At 68.2% G+C, this 19,391-nt stretch carries 18 protein-coding genes; 10 read left to right on the top strand and 8 right to left on the bottom strand.

Translation table 11 applies throughout. The features are described from left to right. Positions 1-210 precede the first annotated feature (210 nt). The gene (locus ACLJN9_RS16270) at positions 211-1,131 is read left to right on the top strand and encodes an alpha/beta fold hydrolase (protein ID WP_410812189.1); all 921 of its coding nucleotides are present in this window, start codon (positions 211-213) and stop codon (positions 1,129-1,131) included. Positions 1,132-3,067: 1,936 nt separating this feature from the next. Here ACLJN9_RS16270 and ACLJN9_RS16265 read toward each other — a convergent pair. Beyond that, positions 3,068-3,970, bottom strand: a complete 903-nt coding sequence (locus ACLJN9_RS16265) for a LysR family transcriptional regulator (RefSeq protein ID WP_410812188.1) — start codon at positions 3,968-3,970, stop codon at positions 3,068-3,070. A 74-nt stretch (positions 3,971-4,044) separates the two neighbouring features. Between ACLJN9_RS16265 and ACLJN9_RS16260 the strand changes: the two genes are divergently transcribed. From ACLJN9_RS16260 to ACLJN9_RS16240, 5 genes are all read left to right on the top strand, one after another. Continuing rightward, entirely contained in the window at positions 4,045-4,815 is a 771-nt protein-coding gene (locus ACLJN9_RS16260; protein WP_410812187.1) for a hypothetical protein, read from the top strand. A gap of 3 nt (positions 4,816-4,818) precedes the next feature. Further along, positions 4,819-5,373 carry a dihydrofolate reductase family protein gene (locus ACLJN9_RS16255; protein ID WP_410812186.1) on the top strand — a complete coding sequence of 185 codons (555 nt, stop codon included), beginning with the start codon at positions 4,819-4,821 and terminating at the stop codon, positions 5,371-5,373. A gap of 13 nt (positions 5,374-5,386) precedes the next feature. Further along, entirely contained in the window at positions 5,387-5,989 is a 603-nt protein-coding gene (locus tag ACLJN9_RS16250; RefSeq protein WP_410812185.1) for a dihydrofolate reductase family protein, read from the top strand. Between the two features lie 324 nt (positions 5,990-6,313). After that, complete coding sequence (locus ACLJN9_RS16245) at positions 6,314-7,006, top strand: hypothetical protein (RefSeq protein ID WP_410812184.1); 693 nt, start codon at positions 6,314-6,316, stop codon at positions 7,004-7,006. Positions 7,007-7,367: 361 nt separating this feature from the next. Continuing rightward, complete coding sequence (locus tag ACLJN9_RS16240; protein ID WP_410812183.1) at positions 7,368-7,595, top strand: hypothetical protein; 228 nt, start codon at positions 7,368-7,370, stop codon at positions 7,593-7,595. A 193-nt stretch (positions 7,596-7,788) separates the two neighbouring features. Here the strand turns inward: ACLJN9_RS16240 and ACLJN9_RS16235 are convergent, their stop codons facing one another. Then, positions 7,789-9,087, bottom strand: coding sequence for an MFS transporter (locus tag ACLJN9_RS16235; RefSeq protein WP_410812182.1), 1,299 nt, complete (start codon positions 9,085-9,087; stop codon positions 7,789-7,791). 223 nt (positions 9,088-9,310) lie between these two features. Between ACLJN9_RS16235 and ACLJN9_RS16230 the strand changes: the two genes are divergently transcribed. Both ACLJN9_RS16230 and ACLJN9_RS16225 read left to right on the top strand, forming a co-directional pair. Next, the gene (locus tag ACLJN9_RS16230; RefSeq protein WP_410812181.1) at positions 9,311-12,652 is read left to right on the top strand and encodes a S8 family peptidase; all 3,342 of its coding nucleotides are present in this window, start codon (positions 9,311-9,313) and stop codon (positions 12,650-12,652) included. Positions 12,653-12,759: 107 nt separating this feature from the next. Continuing rightward, positions 12,760-13,152 (top strand): nuclear transport factor 2 family protein, encoded by a 393-nt coding sequence (locus tag ACLJN9_RS16225; protein ID WP_410812180.1) that lies wholly within the window; start codon positions 12,760-12,762, stop codon positions 13,150-13,152. A gap of 63 nt (positions 13,153-13,215) precedes the next feature. Here ACLJN9_RS16225 and ACLJN9_RS16220 read toward each other — a convergent pair whose 3' ends face one another. Next, positions 13,216-13,755 (bottom strand): GNAT family N-acetyltransferase, encoded by a 540-nt coding sequence (locus tag ACLJN9_RS16220; protein WP_410812179.1) that lies wholly within the window; start codon positions 13,753-13,755, stop codon positions 13,216-13,218. Between the two features lie 41 nt (positions 13,756-13,796). After that, the gene (locus tag ACLJN9_RS16215) at positions 13,797-14,096 is read right to left on the bottom strand and encodes a hypothetical protein (protein ID WP_410812178.1); all 300 of its coding nucleotides are present in this window, start codon (positions 14,094-14,096) and stop codon (positions 13,797-13,799) included. A gap of 33 nt (positions 14,097-14,129) precedes the next feature. Here ACLJN9_RS16215 and ACLJN9_RS16210 point away from each other — a divergent pair, with 33 nt between their 5' ends. After that, on the top strand, positions 14,130-15,419 hold the full coding sequence (locus ACLJN9_RS16210; RefSeq protein WP_410812177.1) for an MFS transporter: 1,290 nt from the start codon (positions 14,130-14,132) through the stop codon (positions 15,417-15,419). Between the two features lie 115 nt (positions 15,420-15,534). On the opposite strand, the gene ACLJN9_RS16205 is transcribed toward ACLJN9_RS16210, so the two are convergent. After that, a complete protein-coding gene (locus ACLJN9_RS16205; RefSeq protein ID WP_410812176.1) occupies positions 15,535-16,254 on the bottom strand; it encodes an RICIN domain-containing protein in 720 nt (239 codons plus the stop codon). A gap of 170 nt (positions 16,255-16,424) precedes the next feature. Between ACLJN9_RS16205 and ACLJN9_RS16200 the strand changes: the two genes are divergently transcribed. After that, on the top strand, positions 16,425-16,922 hold the full coding sequence (locus tag ACLJN9_RS16200) for a YcxB family protein (RefSeq protein ID WP_410812174.1): 498 nt from the start codon (positions 16,425-16,427) through the stop codon (positions 16,920-16,922). A 68-nt stretch (positions 16,923-16,990) separates the two neighbouring features. On the opposite strand, the gene ACLJN9_RS16195 is transcribed toward ACLJN9_RS16200, so the two are convergent. The 3 genes from ACLJN9_RS16195 to ACLJN9_RS16185 form a co-directional block, all read right to left on the bottom strand. Next, positions 16,991-17,620 (bottom strand): VOC family protein, encoded by a 630-nt coding sequence (locus ACLJN9_RS16195; RefSeq protein WP_410812173.1) that lies wholly within the window; start codon positions 17,618-17,620, stop codon positions 16,991-16,993. An 87-nt stretch (positions 17,621-17,707) separates the two neighbouring features. Next, on the bottom strand, positions 17,708-18,646 hold the full coding sequence (locus ACLJN9_RS16190; protein ID WP_410812172.1) for an NADP-dependent oxidoreductase: 939 nt from the start codon (positions 18,644-18,646) through the stop codon (positions 17,708-17,710). A 66-nt stretch (positions 18,647-18,712) separates the two neighbouring features. Continuing rightward, positions 18,713-19,351: an HD domain-containing protein gene (locus ACLJN9_RS16185; RefSeq protein WP_410812171.1), complete on the bottom strand. Its 639-nt coding sequence runs from the start codon at positions 19,349-19,351 to the stop codon at positions 18,713-18,715. Positions 19,352-19,391: the final 40 nt, after the last annotated feature.

The raw sequence follows: 19,391 nt of genomic DNA, 5'->3' as shown, positions 1-19,391 counted from the left end.
CGGGCGAGCCTGACGATAGCGACGACTGACCAATTGGCAATCGGTGCCCCGCGGCGGCCGTCCATGCACGAAGAGAGCAGTTCGCCCTCGTCGGCACGTGTTCGACCGTGGGTGTCGAGGCCTTCTGCCGTTTCCGATTCTGTCGTCGACCGTGCGTGCTGCCAGATCGTTGCCGAGCAATGGCGTGGGCTCTTCACGTAGCCTGTATGTGTGGAACTGCAGATGAGCGGACGTTTGCCCGATGGGTCGTCTGGACACTTGTCTCTCGTGTTCCCTGATTTCACGGACGAGCGGATCGACGTCGGAGAGGTGGAACTTCGAGTCCGGCACGCCGGGCAGGGCCCACCGATTCTTCTCATCCACGGCCATCCACGTACCGGGTCGACGTGGCATCGAGTCGCACCGCAGCTGGTGGATCGCGGGTTCACCGTCGTTTGTCCTGACATGCGCGGCTACGGGCAGTCTGGGAAGGCGCGCATCCTCTCCGACCACTCCCAGCAGTCCAAGCGGGCCGTGGCAGCGGACCTGGTCCGGCTGATGAACGCCCTCGGCCACCCGACATTCTCCACCGTCGGGCACGACCGCGGCTCCTACGTCGCGCTGCGCCTGGCGCTGGACCATCCCCACGCGGTCAGCCGCCTGGTCGTTATCGATGGTGTTCCCATCAGTGAGGCCCTCGCTCGCTGCGACGCCACGTTCGCCCGCGACTGGTATCACTGGTTCTTCTTCGCCCAGCCTGACACGCCAGAGCGGGTGATCACCGCCGATCCCGACGCCTGGTACGCCAGCAAGGCGCGACCTGACAGCATGGGAGCCGAAAACTACGAGGAGTTCCGGAAGGCCATCCACGACCCCGCCACCGTCCGGGCAATGCTGGAGGATTATCGCGCCGGTCTCGGAGTCGACCGGGAGCACGAGGAAGCCGACCAGCGCGCCGGTCGTACCGTAGGCTGCCCAACGCTCTTCCTGTGGTCGAGCAGGGACGACATGGAGAACCTGTACGGTGATCCGCTCACCATCTGGAGGGCGTGGGCCGACGATCTCCGTGGCCGCCCGATCGAGTCCGGACACCACGTCGCGGAGGAGAACCCCGACGACCTGACCGCTGCGCTGCAGCACTTTCTCGCCTGACGGGCCCGGCCCGCCCATCGTCGGCATCTGCCGCGGAGATGGTGTCGTGCCGCATCAGTCGATCGGTGGTGCCTCGTCCTGCGTCGTGGCTCGTCCGGGCACCGAGACGTGCTGGTGCGGCGTGCCGGACAGGGCCACCATTGGCTCGGTGACGAGTTTCCCTGCGCAGGTGCGCCGAGTTCAGGACGCACCCTTTCGCCACAGCGTCGGCTCTGCGCGTTGCGGGAGTGCACGCTGCGCTGCGCTCCTTACGGATTCCGCGCCACCTGGCACCACCTGATTGTTCCCGCAGGTATCCCACGCAGGCCGACCGATGACCGCGGCGCACTCGTCCGCGCCGCCGACGAACTGCAGCGGGCTCGCGAGGTGGTCCTGCCGAGTGCACAGGAGTACGCCGCCCAGCGGCGTCGAGAGAAATCGACTGGCAGGAGAACGCCACGGACGCCACCGCCCTGGAACTCGTGGGCTGGTGCCAGATCGCCTACTGCCCTGACCCTGAGCACCACCCGACGGCACCTCTAGCCACGGTCGTGCGGGCGGTCCTCGAAGCTACGCCGCCGGAATCAGCTCCGACACACACTGCCTCGCATGCGGCGACGAACGGCGCCGCCCCGGCCGCGCATGCCTGAACTGTGGCGTCCATCCGGACGGCCCCGCCGCGTGTTGGGATGCCGCCCCGGCGGACGACCGCTGGCAACGGATCTGGAACCGCGAGCTCGACGACCGACCAGGATCCCATGCCCCGCATACTCGCTGCCCTGGACGGCAGTGTGACGCCCACGTAGGCGCTCCTCTGGTCTGTCGTCTCCACCAACCCACCGCCGGAAGTCAGGCCCCACGAGTGTTGGCGCCAGAGTTGGTCATTGGAGAGCGCGTAACCCGTGCCGATCGACTCGAATGTCCCGTCGATCCAGAGGGCCGCGACGTTGCGATGGCACTCGCCAGGCTCTCCCGGCGTTTGATGCACCTGCAGGCGCATGCGGGATCCGTGCGCGAGGAGGGCCTCAAGGTCCACCTCGGGGCCGCGTGGCGGGACTACCAGGGAACCACCGAGGGACAGTAGAAGCCGGCACCAGCTGCGCCAGCGTTCCCCGTATCGCGCATCTACGTCGGGGTAGGCGTCGACGCGGGCTCGGTAGAGCGCCAACCGGCGTTCTCGTTCATTGAGGCATAGTGCCACCGGCAGAGAGTGCTTCGCACGATCACCCGCACTTGTCGGCCGCTGAGAAGGCGCGGCGATCGTGGGCGTGCTCCGGCTCTGGTCGCTCAGCTGGTGGTAACTTACCGGCCCCTTCGTTGACGAGAATCGAGATTTGGCGTGATCGACTCCCAAACCGAGACTGGTTCCTCCACAGGCTCGAAGCCCCCGCGCCGATGGGTGGGGGTGGCAGCGGCATCCGTCGTGCTGCTGGCCCTGCTAGGCGGCGGAGCCGCTTATTGGCAGTTCGCTAACCGTGGGGATGAGGATCCGGGACTGACGGGGTGCCGGTCGGCTGGGGTGTTCGTTCGGGCCGGGCAGGGGGACGTTGTGCCCGCCGACGAAGTTCAGCGGGTGGGTGCCCTGTTCGAACGCTCGGCTCACGATGACCTGAAGTCCGCTGGCGTGTTCGCGGCCGGAATGGTGCAGCGGGTGCAAGACGCTCGCAACACCGGCCCTGGAGCTGACCTTGCCCGTGCCGAGTTGGGTCGAGCTATTCCCCGCATGATCTCTGCCTGCGAGAGCCACCAGGTCAGGGTCAAGGCATAGCTCAGTGGTGGAGCGGCAGCGGATCGCGACCCTGCGCAGGCAGGGCCCTGACCATCAGGGCGATCGCTGAGCAGTTGGGCAGGGCACCGGTCGACGGTGAGTCGGGAGCTGCGCCGCAACGCGCGTCCACATGACCAGGGACCGTCACGGAATGGATCGAAGCCGTCCGGTTGAATTCGCGGCGAGCAGTCAGCTTGTGGAGAGTTCCTCGACGATGTCGAGCAGAGCGTCGCGATCTGGGTCTATGACATCCTTCAGTCCGGCTAGCGCACATATGGAGGGTGGCAGGTCGCGTAGCGGGATGACGAGTACATCGGGGTGCTGGAAGTGCTCCGCGAACGGCGCCACCGTCGGGTGTACGAGGCGGCCCCGGGCGAGGAGGTAGAGGAGTGCGGCATTGTCGTCAACTGGCGCGTCGACGAACTGGATCTGCCGCCCGGACGGTGTCCTGGCCGGGCAGGTCGCTTCGGCCTGCTCCGGGGTAAGCCCGTAGGGTCGCCGGACGGTGTGGTCCGCCAGGTCCTCGATGGACAAATCGGCACGGTCAGCAAAGGGATGGGTCCGGCCGAGCATCACCACGCGTTGGTCAGCGGCGCTCAGCACTGGGCCGACGATGATGTCCGGCTGGTCGAGCGGCAGACGCGTCACGGCGAGGTCGACCTCGCGACGGCGTAGGGGACCGAGACGGTCGTCGAACGGTGTCGTACTCAGCTGCACCGTGGCGCCGGGGTACGTCGCCTCGAAGCGCTTGAAGGCCCGGCTCAGGAGGTCCACCCCGGAGGCTGCGTTCAGCAGCCCCACGCGAACCACGCCTGGCCCGCGGCTTCGAAACGCGGCTGTCCGCAGCACTCGGTCAAGGCCGGCGACTGCGGGGACGAGCTCGGCGCGCAGCGCCCGCCCGGCCTCGCTTAGTTCGACCATACGACTCGTGCGGCGAAACAACCGTTGATCGCCGAGCTTCCGCTCAAGTGCACGCACGGTCTGGCTGACGCGCGAGGTGGTGAGACCAAGACGTTCGGCCGTGCGACCGAAGTGCAGTTCCTCGCAGAGAACGAGGAACAGGCGCAGATCTCGCAGGTCCACATCTGGCATCGTGAATCGATGCTACACGTTCCGCGTAGCAGATCGCTGTTGATGCTGCCCGTCCCCACGGCGAAGGTTGAGCCATGGATTTCAGCGAGACGCTCACAGTGGGTGTGCTCACGCCTCACGCGACGCCCGGTCCGGACGTCGAGATGCCGAACATGGCGCCGGGGCGGGTCCGTGTCGAGGTCTCAAGGATCCGGAACGCTGCATCCGGCACTTCTGGCACTGCCGGGTCGACCTCGGCGGAGGACTTACGCAGACAGGCGCGGCCGGCGCTTCTCGACGAGGCGGTGGCGCTGCTGCCCGCCGTAGATGTGCTCGCCTTCGCGTCGACGACCTCGGGGTACGTCTTGGGCCATGACGAGGAGTTGGCGCTCGTGAAGCGGCTCCACGAGCGGTGGAACATGCCGGTGTGCTCCGCGTCCCTGTCCGTGGTGTCGGCGCTGCGGTCCCGACACGTCAAGCGCATAAGTCTCGTCCACCCGCCGTGGTTTGGGCTCTTGCTCAACGAGCTCGGCGCCGAATACTTCCACAGCCAGGGCTTCGAGGTCGTCGATGCCCGGTTGGCGGACCTTCCCGACGATCCGAGTCACATCAAGCCGGCCATGGTGGTCGAGTGGGTCGCACAGCACCTCTGCGACCGCGCCGAAGCACTCTTCATTGGCGGGAACGGTTTCCAAGCGGCTCGCGCCGTCCACGACCTGGAGCGCCGGACCGGACGCCTGGTTCTGGAGGCGAATCAGGTCCTGTTGTGGTCCGTCCTCAAGAACGCCGGAGTATCGATGGCCGTCCAAGGATTCGGAAAATTGTTCGACCGTCAACCCGCCGGGATCAAGACAAGGGAGAGATAGGTCATGAGAGACGTCATTCTGTACATGTCGATGTCACTGGACGGGTTCGTCGACAGCGACCGTGGAAACCCTGGCGTTGCGATTCCGGAGGGCGCCGAACTCAAGCAGTGGAAACTCGACCGCATCAGCAGGGCCGGTGCACACCTCATGGGCCGCGTGACCTATCAGCAGATGTCGTCGTACTGGCCGCAGTCGAACGACCCGTACGCGGCACCGATGAACGACATCCCAAAAGTCGTCTTCGCCAGGACGCTGAGCGACGCCGAGGCGACCTGGCCGGTCACCACGGTCGCGCGCGGCGACCTCGCGACCGAGATCGCCGCAATCAAGGCCGAGCCTGGCCCGGACGTCATCGTCTGGGGCGGCGGACGGTTCGCCGGCGCTCTGGCTGCGTCCGACTTGATCGACGAGTACCGCCTCTTGGTCCAGCCGCTGGTCCTGGGTCGAGGACTGGCCCTTTTCGGCCAGTTGCCGGACTCACGGCACATGAACCTGATCGAGGCCCTGCCGTTCCCCGACGGCATCGTCGTGCACGTCTACCGGCCGCAGCACACCTGAGCAAGGAGGCACCATGGGCAAGGTGGTGGCGCAAGCGATCATGTCGCTCGACGGGTACGTCGCCAAGCGCGACAACACGATCGGCCGGTTGTTCGACTGGCTACAGAACGGCGAGATCGAGATCCCGACTCCCGCCGGCGACTTCGACGTCCACCTGACGCCGCCGAGCTCGGAATACTGGCGGCGGTGGGTGTCCCCACTCGGCGCACTGGTATGCGGCCGGACGTTGTTCGAGGTGGCGAAGGGCTGGCAGGGTCGTCACACGCTAGACGTCCCCGTCGTCGTCGTGACGCACCGCGTCCCCACAGATTGGGTAGCAGCACACCCCGAGGCACCGTTCACCTTCGTAACAGACGGTGTCGCGGCCGCGGTCGCTCATGCACAGACGCTCGCTGGCGACCGCGTCGTCGCGGTCACCGGTGGCACCATTGCCCGACAATGCCTCGAACTGGGGCTGCTCGACGAGGTAGCCGTCGATCTCGTCCCGGTCGTGATGGGCGAGGGCAACCGTCCCTTCTTCGGTAACCTTCCCGCACAGAACGCCCTGCTCGACAACCCCACCGTCTGCGTCCAGGGCAACCGGGTCACGCACCTCGTATTTCCAGTGTTGCGGTGACCGTCATCCGTAGCCGAGACCCCGTACGACGACGAGAAGTCGAATCCCTTGCCTCAGCGGGGCGCCTTGTAGCGGCTCGGTGAAGTAGACAGATCCCGATGCGGTTACCCAGCCCCAGAGGTAGGAAGATCAGACTGGATCGCTGCCGTTGCGCGGACCCCGTCCGTCGAAACGGGTCAAGCCCACTGCTCTGCCGTGCTGATTTCGCGCGGCTCAGCAGCCAACCGGATCTACCGCGTTCCCTGCAACCCCGCCGCGGGCCGCGCGAGGCGATCCCCGTAATGCTGATCGTGCCCGCTTGGGTCGGGATGGCAAGCTGCCTTCGTGTTTGCGGAGCCACGCGGCGACTACTCCTGGCTGTTCGACCTGGTGGCGATCGATCCGGTCACCCGCCACCATGCGCTTGCCCGTCATCAGGCACTGATCGCCGCGGCGAGCGACGCATTGCACCGGTCGAATGGCCTGTGGGCCGCGCACTACCGGTCAAGGTCCAGCCAGACCCGGCTCGCCGCGGCGGTAGACCAGGCGCGCGCCGACTTCCGGTGGCATGAGCAGCAGACAATCTACGGACCTCTCCATGCCTTCCGGGAGGCTACCGACGGCGATCGTGCGGCCCGCGCGCTCTGGGCGCCGTTCGCCGCCCTCTATCTGCGGTGGGAGGCTGAATATCCCGACGAGTGGGGAGCGCCGGAGTCGTGGATGTGGTCCCGATGGGGAACCAAGGAGGGACTTCTTCGCCGGCTCGATCGGGGCGGTCTCCCGCGGGTCGTCCAGCCTCAGGTCGCTGAGCTGATTCTTGCGGCACTCGGGCGACCGTATCGGTGCAAGGACTGGTTGTACGCCTGCCTGGTCCGTCATCTCGACGACCCGTTGCTCCTCCACGGGGTGGAGATGATGACGTCCGCCGATGATCCCCTGGTCCGGCTCCGAGCGCAGTTCGTCCTCTACGTGGCCACGCACCCCGAGCAAGCCACCACCCGTACGAGCTGGCGACGGTGGCTTGATGCAGCCGGCTGACCGCTCGATCGAGCGGCGCGCGGCCGACACGACGCAAGCGCGGGTACGGGCGACCGCCCTCCAGCGTGAGCCGACGCCCTGCGCAGGCTCTTCGGCCCGAATACCTTTTCGGCGGCTCCGAAGATCAGCCGTGGTGCTCCCGATCGGGCGAGCCGTATCAGGCCGGTCACGACCTTTCTGATGGTTTGGCCGTTGCGGTGGGAGCAGATGAGGTGTAGGTCGGCGCAGTGGTCACCGTAACCGTCGATCGGGCGGACTGGGCGTTGCGATACCGTCAAGGCGCCGACACCGGCGTCGAATAGTCCGCGCCCGTCGGCTATCGATGGCCCACAGGGCGCCCCACGAACCCAGGGAGATACCGATGCCGGAGCCAGAGCCCGTCCACGACGACCACTTGGCGGATGCCGACACCTCAACCGAGGCCGAGGCCGAGACCGAGACCGACCAGCCTGCCGTGCACGCAAATCGGGCTGCCCGACGCGCGAAGGGCAAGGTCGCCTCGCCTCAACCGCACGGAAAAGGTCAGCACCTCGGCGGCCGCGGCTCGGTCCAGAGCCCGCGCCAGTGGGGTAACCGGCGAAGCGGCTGATCCGTTGGTGGAATGCCGCCCGATGTCCGCCACGAGCGCCAGCACACCGACCGCGTACGTCAGGGCCACCATGCCGGTCGCGGCGGCAGGGAGGTGGGCTGTTCCCACCGCCCGAGGTGGTGTTTGGCGGGCAGCGGTGGATGCAGGCTGGCTGGCATGATCCCGGCGGGCACGCGGACTGTGCACGAGGGCGTCACGGCGGGTTCGAATCTGGAGCACGACGAGCACCACGTGCGAGAGTCGCGCGGTTGGGGACGCCTTCACCGCGATCCGTTGCAGCGCCGTCCATCACGGCGGAGCGGATCACGAGTGGACCACGACGTCCCAGTGTCCACACGCTGAGCGCGAAGCAGCAGAGCGCCGATCCCGTGATCGTGACCGCTCTCCAGCCGCCCGCGGACCAGAGTGTGGTCGCGGCGGCGGAGCCGATGGCAGCGCCGACGAAGTTGCCGGCGGCTAGTGCCGTGTTGAGCCGGCTGCGGGCCTCTCGGGAGAGGGCGAACAGCCGCGCCCGGTTGAGGAGGGCCTGCGTCTGGAGGGCGACATCAATCGTGATGATCGCGATGATGATGAGGACGACGGACCGGTCGGCGAACGCCGCGACGACGAAGGCGCCGAGGGCCAGTAGCCAGGCGGCGCCGGTGGCCGGAAGCGACCAACCGCGATCGTGTAGACGACCGCCGTGCAGGCCGGAAAGGACACCGGCGAGGCCAGCCAACCCGAACATGCCAATCACCGCTACCGGGTAGCGGAACGGTGGGCCGCTGAGCAGGAACGTCAGCGCCGTCCAGAACAGCGAGAACGCGGCGAACCCTGTGGCGGCCAGGACCAGCGTCCACCGGGCCGCCCGCTCGCGCATGACCACCCCGCCGACCGAGGCGATGAGCTGCGCGTACGGCATGCGTGTTCGGGGTGCCAGGGGTGGAATCGCGCGGTAGAGCAGAACCGCGAGCAGGACGGCGACGAGCGCGGCGAGGGCGAAGATCGTGCGCCACCCGGCGGCGTCGGCGACGAACCCGCTGATCGTGCGTGAGGCCAGGATGCCGGTGAGGGTCCCGGACCCGACGGTGCCGACGATCCGACCGCGGTGGGCGTCTCCGGCAAGGTCCCCGGCGAGCGGCGTGAGGACCTGCCCGGAAATCGTCGTCATGCCGAGCACACCGAGTGCGAGGCAGAGTACGCCGATCGACGGCGCGAGCGCGCACAGCAGCAGTGCGCCGGCCGAGGCCAGCAGCATCACCGGAACGAGCCGGCGGCGGTCGAGGACGTCACCGAGCGGCACGAGCAGCAGCACGCCGACGGCATAGCCCACCTGCGTGGAGGTGATGAGCCAGCCGGCCGTCGCGGTCGCGGCGTGTAGATCGCCCGCGATGAAGCTGAGCAGCGGCTGCGCCCAGTACAGGTTGCCGATGGCCACTCCCGCCGCCACCGCGAACAGGAACGTGAGCCGGCAGCTCATCTCCGACGGCGGTGCCATGCGGGGTGCTGCCATCCTGTCACGCTACGGCGCGGGATCAAGGCGTGGACGTAGCGAGGGCCGGAGCGTGACGGGTGACGTCATGTGTGCGGCTGGTGGCGTTGCGGCTCCATCCGCCGGGACCGGACGACCATGGTGAGCACCTGGAACGAGTGATCCAGATCGATCCGGAGAAGATATGACCCCGGGTCGCCTTCGGTGCACTCGGATACCCCTTCGCGTTCATTCAGGGAGAACGATGCGCGTAGTTCGCAAGATCTCGGCGCTGGCACTGTTGGTGCTGGGCGTCTCGGCGGTGGCTCCGGGCGGTGTGCCGGCGTCGGCACAGCCTCGGGCCGCCAAGCCGGCGACCACATCCCCGGTCGCGTCCAAGGCCCGGGCGGTAACCCTGCTCACCGGTGACACCGTCCACGTGAGCACCGTCGACGGTCAGACGGCTGTCGACGTCGTGCCGGGTAAGGGACGGGAGAGGATCCCGTTCATCACCCACAGCGCCGGCAAGGACGTACGGGTCATCCCCGCCGACGCCGTCAGCCTGCTCAACCGGGGCAAGCTCGACGAGCGGCTGTTCGACATCTCGCTGCTGGTCAGCTTCAACTACGACGACTCGCGGGCCACCCTCCCGCTCATCGTCCAGCACAGCAACGTCACGCCCGCGGGCCTCGCCGGCGCCCGGACCACCCGGGAGCTCTCCGGGGCGAGCGCTGTCGCGGAGGACCGCAAGGACGCGGTGTCCTTCTGGAACACCGTCACCGCCACCGCGGGTGGCACCGAACGCCAGTTGCGGCCCGGCTTCGACAAGATCTGGCTCGACGGGCTACGCCATCCCACCCTCGACGTCAGCGTTCCGCTGACCGGCGCCCCGGAGGCCTGGCAGGCCGGCTGGACGGGGACGGGGGTGAAGGTCGGCGTGATCGACACCGGCATCGACCAGACCCACCCCGACCTGGCTGGCCACGTGGCCGCCGCGGCGGACTTCACCGACGAGTCGGACAACCTCGACCGGGTCGGTCACGGCACCCACGTCGCCTCCACCATCGCCGGCAGCGCGGCCGCCTCGCAGGGCCGCTACAAGGGCATGGCTCCCGGCGCATCCCTCTACAGCGCGAAGGTCTGCATCGCGGACGGCTGCCCCGAATCGGCGATCCTCGCCGGCATGACGTGGGCGGCACAGCAGGGCGTGAAGGTCGCCAACATGAGCCTCGGCGGCCCGGACACCCCGGGGACCGACCCGATCGAGGCCGCCGTGGCCGACCTCACCCACCGCTACGGCGTGCTCTTCGTCGTCGCCGCGGGCAACACCGGCCTGGCCGGAGAGTCGACGATCAACTCACCCGGCACCGTGGACGAGGCCCTGACCGTCGGTGCCGTGAGCAAGACGGGCGAGCTGGCGGAGTTCTCGAGCCGGGGTCCGCGCACGGACGACGCCGGCGTCAAGCCGGACATCACCGCGCCGGGCGTCGGCATCGTCGCCGCCCGCAGCTCGACCTCCGACCTGTGGCCGGACGACGAGAACCCGCAGTACACCAGCCTCTCCGGCACGTCGATGGCGACTCCGCACGTGACCGGCGCGGCGGCGATCCTGACCCAGCAGCACCCGGAGTGGACGCCGGAGCGGATCAAGTCGACGCTGATGGCGGCCGCACAGCCCAGCGCCACGATCGGTGTGTACGAGCAGGGCGCGGGCTTCCTCAACGTCGCCCGGGCCATCCAGCAGACCGTCACGGCGAGCCCGGTCAGCGTCGCTTTCGACAGGACCACCACCGCGCAGAAGAGCACGATCACGTACGCGAACAGCAGCCCCGCCGCGCGTACCCTGGCTGTCTCTCTCGACGCCAAGGACGTCGACGGCGTCCCGGCACCGGCGGGCCTGTTCCGCCTCAGCGCCTCCTCGGTGACGATCCCGGCCGGCGGCACGGCGACCGTGACCGTCACCGTGCAGGCTGGCGCCGACCTGCCCGACCGCTACTTCGGCGGCGAGGTGACCGCCACCGGCGGCGGCGCGCAGGTGCAGACCCCGGTAGCGCTCGACGTCGCCCGCCACGAGCTGGCCCTCACGCTCGTCGGGCCGGACGGTGGTGCGCCCAAGGCCGGGCAGGACTGGGTGACCGTGCTGACCGACCTGGATCGGCAGACCATCCTGGTGCTCGGTGACCCCACGATCACCAGGTACCGGATCCGCGCGGGCCGCTACCTGGTCCAGACCTACCTCGTGACCGGTGACCCGTTCGCCCCGGACATCACGTCGCTGGTGCGTCCGAGCCTCGACCTGAGCAGGAACCAGGCGCTCACCATCGACGCCCGCCTGGCGAAGCCGATCACGGTGTCGGTGCCGAACCCCAAGGCCAGCGCGGTCTTTCAGGAGTCCGGCTGGACGATCCGGACCGAGGAGCCGCAGATCTACGGCAGCAACGACCCGTACGGCGTGCTGATGAACGTGCCGTTCGAGCATGTGCGGACCGCCCAGATCGGGGCCGGTACGACGCCCGGCTTCGTCTCCTACGTCAACGGCATGTGGGGCCGGCAGGCCCAGGACGGCAGCCTGCACAACAGCCCGTACGTCTACCGGGTCTACCTGTACGAACCGCTGAAGATGATGACCGGGCTGACCCGCAAGCTGCGCGCGGGCGACTTCGCCACGGTCCGCTCCCAGATCAGCGCGGACGTGGCCGGCGTGCCGGTGTCGCGGCTCGCGTTCGCGCACGCGCCCGGCAACTCGCCGATCACCCGGTCGACCGACGGGCGTATTGCCCCGCCGAGCTTCACGTACGACGTGCCGAACACCATCACGGAGTACTACAACCAGGACAAGCAGGCCGTGTGGCAGTCGACGTCTGCCCAGTGGGGGTACACCTACTACCAGTCGCCGTGGGCCAGCTTCCGACCTGGGCGCACGTACTCGGTGAAGTGGGCCAACGCGGTGGCCGGGCCGGTGTTCCCGCAGCCGGGCTTCGGCCAGCAGTTCGCCACCCGCTACTGGGGCGACACGATTGGCGGGCCGGGGCCGCTGCACGGCGACGGCAGCGGGCACATGGGCTTCCGGCAGATCGTCGGCGGCAGTGTGCAGGTCGACCTCTACCGCAACGGGGTGAAGGTCGGCGACGCGGTCCAGGCGCCCTGGTCGTGGGACGTGCCCGCGGAGAAGGGTAACTACCGGTTGGCCGCGACCTTCCGCAGCGACCCTGCGTTCACCCTGTCGACGGTGGTCGACGCGGAGTGGACCTTCACGTCCGGGCACGTCGGCGACGGCGACCTGGTGAAGCTGCCGATGACGGCGATCCGGTACACCCCGGCGCTCGACATCGACAACCGGGCGCCGGCGGGCCGGCTGTTCGCGATCCCGGTCTCGCTCGACCGGCAGGTCGGCGCCGCCCCGGGGCGGACCAGGACCCTGACCGTCGAGGCGTCCTTCGACGACGGCAAGACCTGGCGGAAGCTGACCGTGCTGCGGTCCGGTGAGAAGGCCGTCGCCTGGGTGCACAACCCGACCGGCACGGGCTTCGTCTCGCTGCGGGCCGCCGCGTCGGACACCAGCGGTAACACGGTCAAGCAGACCGTCATCCGCGCCTACCGGTACTGATCGCGTGACCCGGACGCGGCGCCCCCGTGCCGCCGCGTCCGGGTCACCGGCGCCGGCTCGACGAGTACCGGCGTCCTGCGGTGGGGAAAATCCCGTACGCTGGCGCAGTGATCGACTTTCGCACGGCCGTCGAAGCACGCGACCTCGACGCCGTCGCGGCGACCCTGGCCGACAACGTGGTGTTTCGCAGCCCGGTGGCGTTCAAGCCCTATCCGGGCAAGGCAGTCACCGCGGCGATCCTGCGCGGCGTGCTGCGGGTGTTCGAGGACTTCCGGTACGTCCGTGAGCTGAGCGGCGACGGCGGTCGCGATCACGCGCTGGTGTTCGAGGCGCGGATGGGTGACGTCGCCGTCGAGGGTTGCGACTTCCTGCACCTGGACGACAACGGCCTGATCGACGAGCTCACGGTCATGGTTCGTCCGCTGTCCGCCGCACAGACCCTGGCCACCGCGATGGCTGCCCAATTCGAGCAGATCCAGCGTGAGGCCATCGCCGGCTAGTGCGTACCGCGGCTGGACGGGTGAGCCGCCCAACCGCGACCGGACGCAGGCGCGCCGGCTCGGCTATGGCTTCCAGTCGCGCCGTAGCAGACCGTAGATCACCATGTCCACGAAGCCGTTGCCGTCGTACTCCCGCTCCCGCTGGGTGCCTTCGTGCGTGAAGCCGCACGTCTCCGCCGTCCGCCGCATGGCCGTGTTGCTGGCCAGCGTCTCCAGTTCCAGGCGGCGTAGGTTGCGGTTGCGGAAACCGTAACGGCACAGCAGCCCGATCACCTCGGTCCCGTACCCCTGGCCGCGCGCCTCGGGAAGCAGCGAGACGCCGAGGTGGCCGTACCGATTGAACGCGTTGATCCCCCACAGCGTGCCGCCACCGATGAACGTGCCGTCGGCCACGGTTTCGGCCAGCAGCGACACCACGGTCCGGCCATCGGGCGGCTCGGTGACCTGTTTCTCCAGCCGGGCCCGAACCTGGCCGACGTGACGCGGCAGGAACGGCTCGCCGTCGGTGATCAGGTGCAGCTCGGGATCACCGTGCAGACGGAACATGTTTGCCGCGTCGTCGGGCGTGGGCGGGCGCAGTCGAACCCGGTCGGTGGCGAACATGCCACCGACGCTAACAGCCGGCATGCGGCTCCACGAACGGATTAGACCGGGGCACCATCCTCGGCTGGCCGCACGGTTTGCGTGCCGGCGCATTGAACGATCGTGCCGACGAACGGCAGGGCAGCAGGGATGGCACCTACGCCGCCATGAGCGACCGCCGTTTCTGCTCTTGAGAGAATGGCTCGATCAACGCGCACCAGAAGCCGATCATTACGGGTGCCCTTGCCCCTTGCATCAACCGCGCGTGAGCCACCGCAGCCTTCGACCCCTGCGGGCTCGAGACCTGAACCGAGGGTGTCCTCGTGGAGACCGATCGGCTTGGTTTCGTCGAACCGCTCCACGTCATTCGTTGCCCTGATCTGTTCGGAGGACCGATGCTGGCTCCGCTGCGACATAGCGCGTTCCGATACCTGGCTGCTGGTCGGCTGGTCAACATGCTGGGCAATGGTGTCGCCCCTATCGCGCTGGCCTTCGCCGTACTCGATCTGACCGGCTCGGTGCGCGACCTGGGCCTGGTGGTCGGCGCGCGATCGCTGATGACGGTGCTGTTCGTGCTCTTCGGCGGGGTGGTGGCCGATCGGATTCCGCGCCGGCTGGTGTTGGTCGGCTCTAATGTGCTGGGTGCGCTGACCCAGGCGGTGGTGGCCGCGCTGGTGCTCACCGGCACCGCGACGATCCCGCTGCTGCTGGCCCTCGGTGCGGCCAACGGCATCGTGAGTGCCCTGTCCCAGCCAGCCTCGGCCGCTGCGACGCCGCAGACCGTGCCGCCGGAGCTGATCCTGCCGGCCAACGCGCTCATCCGGCTCGGCATCAATGCGGCCATGATCGGAGGCGCTGCGCTCGGCGGCCTCCTGGTGGCCGCCGTCGGACCGGGATGGGGTCTTGCCGTCGACGCGCTCACCTTCGCTGTTGCGGCTGTCGCGTTCACCGGAGTCCGGGTCGCTGCCTCGCCTGCGAAGAGCACCCGCACGAGTATCGTCGCCGACCTGCGAGAGGGCTGGACGGAATTCACGGCGCGGACCTGGGTCTGGGTGGTGGTGCTTGGCTTCATGATCCTCAATGCGGCACTCGCGGGCGGCGTGAACGTGCTCGGCCCGGCCGTCGCGGAGGAGACCATCGGCCGTAGCGCCTGGGGCCTGGTGTTGGCGGCGGAAACCGCCGGCATGGTCGTGGGTGGGTTGATCGCCCTGCGGCTCAGGGTTCGTCGGCTGCTGCTGCTCGGGGTGGCCTGCATGTTCGCTGAGTCGATCCTGCTGTTGGGGCTCGCCCTGGCACCCACCATCGTCGTGCTGTTGTCGGCCGCCGTGGCGGTCGGCATCGCCGTCGAGCAGTTCGCGGTGGCCTGGGAAACGTCGATCGCGCAGCACATCCCCACCGATCGACTTGCCCGCGTCTACTCCTACGACATGTTGGGGTCATGGGTCGCCATTCCATTCGGCCAGATTGCGGTCGGACCGGTCGCCGCGGCGACCGGCACCCGCCAGACGTTGCTCATCATGGCGACGTTGGTGGTGCTTGCCGTCCTCGGCATGCTGGCCAGCCGGGACGTCCGCCAGCTGAGGGCGGTAGCCCCCGCCCGCGCTGCCGAGGCGGCGCAGACCGAGCCAACCGACGGTGGACCGGGCGGTAGCCCGGAGCCCGCCGAACCAGCCGCCCGCGCCTGACCGACCAGGGTCTTCCAGGGCAGGGCAACCATTCCTCGCAGGGCGTTTCGCGCAAACTCGGCTACCAGCGCGACGGAATCCCTCGCCGACCGGCGAGTTTGCCCAACGGCGGTGATCAGCCCTGTGGGATGCCGTAGGGAAGAGCGAACAGCCATTGTTGCGACATGCCCCCATGGCGAGGCTCGAACCAGGGTTGCCAGCCGTTCTCAGCATCCTCGTTCGTGGTAAGAAAAAGTTGGTTACTCATCGACTGAACGGTGTATCCGACGCCGTCCGGCGTGCCGCTCAGCCGCCACCGCTGCGAAGGAGAACCATCGGGCTCACGCATCTCAGGATGTGGTGCGGCGTCCAGGGCCAAGCCGTTGGACGCGGAGACGATGAGGATCTCGCCCTTGACGCCGCTCGGCTTCACCGTCCACAGTTGCTGCGGCTTCCCGTGCGCCGCCCAGACGATGACGCCGTGATTGGGATCGGCGGCGTGTGCCGTGTCAAGGCATCGTCCGCAGGAGCGCGCAACAATGACGAACGGGCCTGCCTCCTTGCGTCGCCTCCTGAACACAGTCCGTACGTCATCGACGCCAATCGTCAGGAACGGCAGCTTCAACTCCAGCGTGATCCGCGATATCGGCATGTGCGGAAAGTACTTCACGCCTCCCATCAGCGGTGTTGGATATCGGACAGAGCGTCCACCAGCCGAACGGCCCCAGCCGGTGACCAACCCGCCGATCATCCAGGGGATCGCGGACACGACGAACCAGAACAGGAACCGGGCGGCGCGGGCTCGGAGCTCTCGTTTGAGCAGGGCGGTGATCGACCACGTCCACCGAATCGCCATCGGCAGCACCAGCCGTTGCGCGCCCCCTGGTCGGCGACACCTGCTCACTGAGCCTGAAAGGCGCCTCTGGATGCCTTCGGCCTCTGGCACGGTGGTCCGCCAGGCGCTCGGCGATCCGACCAAGGGAGTCAGGCGCTGCCAGCGGGCGGGTGGGGCACTATCGTTCCAGGGTGCACATCCGATTTGACGTCCCAGCCGATCCCGCCTACCCGGGTCGGGTCGCCGCTGCGCTCGGCAGTGTTCGTCTGCGCAGGTACGGCTATGTCGGCGCGGTGCTGGCGGCGGTCGGAGCGACCGGTTTCGGCGTCTCGCGGGGGTCTGCGTGGGGCGAGCAGATTTCGCCGCTGTGGTTGGCGATGGTCGTGGGTGGCGTGCTGTTGGCGCTCTACTGGCCGTGGGTGCGGTTGCGCGCCCGGCGTCGCTCCAGTCAATACGCCGTCGAGGGTGCCTACGACATCACCGATGACAACATCATGATGCGCAGCGGCTCGGAGTCCGGTGGCATCGCCTGGGACGGAGTCGCCCAGGTAAGGGACACCGCTGAGTTCTGGATCGTGTACGTCGGCCGGATGCCGGCGACCGTCATCCCGCGCCGGCTGATGTCCGTCTCGGATGCCGAGACGTTGCGCGCCTTCATGGCCAAACGTGGGCTGCTCCGACCTCGGTAGCCGATCTCGGCACGACGATCCGATCGATGCGGTATCGCGCGACGGTGGCTGCGTCCCCGAATGGGCCGCTACTCGCGGCCGATCCAGGTGGCGACGCACACCTCATTGCCCTCGGCATCGGCCAGGACCCACCACATCGGCGCGTGAGCATCGGAGACCACGTGGCCGCCGGCGGCCAGGGCGGCGGCGATGCGCGCCTCGGCCTGATCGTGCGGGACCGCGACATCCAGATGTATGCGGTTGCGGTGCGGGCGCGTCGCCTCCATCTGCTGCAAACCGAAGCCCGGGCCACGGCGCGACGGGTCGAACAGGTAGTCGTCGCCAATCTGGTGATAGCCGAGCAGCGCCCGCCAGAATGGCAGCACATCCGCGCTGACACGCGCGTCAAGGGTGACGTTGATGACCTGCACGGCGGTCGGATCGGCGGGAATGTCCAGCGCCTTGGCGGCGGCCGAGATCCGCCGGGCCAGCCCGATGTCGCGCCGAGACAAGGACACCATGACGCCGGCACCGCGCAGGTCGATGGTGAGAAACTGCTGTTCGGCCTCGTCGGCGAGCCGGCCGATCGCATCGACGAGTGCGATGCCCTCGTCCAACGATTCGGTGGGGAAACGGGCAGAGACCACGTGGTAGAGAGAGCGCCAGTCCTCCACACCCTCGGCCGCGTGGAACTGCCGGGCCGTGATCTGGACCGTCATGCCGGCGAACTTAACATCGACGGCGCGAACCGCGGCCACCGCGCTCGGCGGCGGCCCGAAATGACCGGCCCGGCACTCGCACACTGGTCACGAGTGCTGCGTACCTTGATCGTCCGTGACCTGGATGATCGTCTTGCCGGGCGTGCGGCGGTGACGGGCGAACGCGGAGGCCGTTTCGGAAAGCGGCCGCACAGCGCCGACGATGGAGTTGAGTCGATTGTTCCGGGTGCGCTGGGCGAGGTCGGTCAGCCGGGCTCGATCAGGCTCGACGACGAAGAAGATGGCTCGGCCGTCCTTGGGCTGCGCGGTGGGCGGCCTGGCGATGGTGACGAGGATGCCACCCGGGCGTACCAGGTCGGTCGACCGATCGAGGATGTCGCCGCCGATGACGTCGAATACGACGTCCACCTCGCCGACGTGCTGCAGATCGTCGGCGTCCAGGTCGAGGAAGGCCTGCGCGCCGAGGCCGAGTGCGACGTCGCGGTCCTCAGCTCGGCCGGTTCCGATGACGAGGGCGCCCACCTCCCGGGCGAGTTGGACGGCAATCGAGCCGACGCCGCCAGCGGCGCCGTGGATGAGGACGGTCTGGCCGGTCGTGAGGTGGGCGTGGTCGAACAGTCCCTGCCACGCGGTCAGTCCGGAGATGGGCAGCGCGGCGGCCACGGTGTGGTCGATGTCGGCCGCGAGGGGGGCGAGGTTGCGAGCCTCCACCGCCGTGTATTCGGCCAGGGATCCGTTGCGGGCCCAGTCGGTGAGTCCGAACACCCGTTGGCCCACCGTGAGGCCGGTGGTTCCATAGCCGAGCTCGACCACAACTCCGGCCAGCTCGTGCCCGGGGATGCTGGGTGTGCGATCGTGGCCGGCGCGATCTGACCACGTAGCCGGCCAGTCGAGCTCGCCGGGAGTGAAGCCTGCGGCGTGCACACGCACGATGACGTCGTTCTCCGCGGCGTGGGGGTACGGCATGTCGGTCAGGGTGAGCCCGCCGACACCCGCGTCACGGTCTCGTACGGTGATCGCTCGCATTTTCGATCCTCCTCAGGAACGTTCGTCGACCCACGCCGGTCGTCGCGGGTTCTGTGGAACGTCAGGTCAGCTCGGCCATGGCGAGCCGACGATGCGCTGGATCGTCGTCACGCGCTGGAAGCCCGGGATGAAGTGTTCGAGCACGTCGGAGTTCACGGTGCCGTTCGTGGTTTCGGGGCGGTTCTTCAGCCCGTCGACGAAGGTTCGCAAAAATTCGTTCTTGAAGTCTCCTCGTGGATGGACGGCGAGAATTTCGCCCAGCTGATCGGGATCCAGTCCGTGCAGACCCAGGCCGAGCACGTCGGTCAGGACACCGAGGTACGTGGTCGCGATTTCCGGGGCCATCCGGTCGGGGATGCCCGGCGTGGTGTGCAACGCGATGGCCGTCCAGACGGTGTCGGCGGCGGCGGTTGAGAAGCCCCGGTCCAGAAGGAACGTGCGCGCGTGTTCGGCGCCATCGACTTCGAAGCGCTGTTCGACGTCGGAAAACGGTGTCAGGAGGCCGGTGTCGTGGAACATGGCAGCCAGATAGAGCAGCTCCGGGTCCGGTTCGACGCCAAGCTTGTGAGCGTGGATCAGGCCGAAGAAGAAGACCCGTCGGGAGTGGTGGTAGATGAGAGGGGTGGTCGTTTCCCGGATGTGCCTGGTCGCTTCGGCGACCGCCGCTGTCTCAGGAATCTCCAACCCTGCGATGACCTCTGGCATGATCTCTGACCTTCCAGGCAGTGTCTGGGGACCGTGTGTC

Source organism: Micromonospora sp. 067-2 (genome assembly GCF_046549295.1).
Taxonomy (GTDB): domain Bacteria; phylum Actinomycetota; class Actinomycetes; order Mycobacteriales; family Micromonosporaceae; genus Micromonospora.
This window is presented reverse-complemented; position numbering and strand designations above follow the sequence as displayed.